The organism is Bacillus cereus group sp. BfR-BA-01331, from assembly GCF_022663915.1.
In the GTDB taxonomy this organism is placed as follows: domain Bacteria; phylum Bacillota; class Bacilli; order Bacillales; family Bacillaceae_G; genus Bacillus_A; species Bacillus_A mycoides.
Genome location: NZ_JAKUGJ010000161.1, coordinates 1 through 400 on the forward strand (window position 1 = coordinate 1; position 400 = coordinate 400).

The following is a 400-nucleotide window of genomic DNA, read 5'->3' on the forward strand; positions in this document are numbered from 1 at the left end:
CAATGGATGTATCTGTATCGTGCTGTTGATTCGAAAGGAAACACAATTGATTTTTTCCTAAACAAAACAAGAGACCAGAAGGCTGCAAAGCCCTTTTTCAAGAAAGCTTTGCGGTCTGTTCATGTTTCAAAGCCACGTGTTATAACAGTCGATAAGAACCCGGCTTATCCTATAGCAATTGAACAGTTGAAAAAAAAAAGCATACCTGATGGTATGCAACTTAGACAACAAAAGTACTTGAATAACATAGTAGAACAAGATCATCGCTTTATAAAGAAGCGAATCCGTTCTATGCTAGGGTTCAAATGTTTTGACACAGCTACATCCATTCTTTCTGGAGTAGAAGCCATGCATATGATTAAAAAAGAGCAGCTTGATTTACGGGACCAGTCTGTCCAAA

The 400-nt window shown here is 38.0% G+C and carries 1 protein-coding gene; it reads left to right on the forward strand.

Annotation, left to right across the window (positions count from 1 at the left end):
* Positions 1-400: IS6 family transposase (locus MR155_RS31450; RefSeq protein ID WP_242312130.1), on the forward strand; the 400-nt coding region annotated here is incomplete at both ends.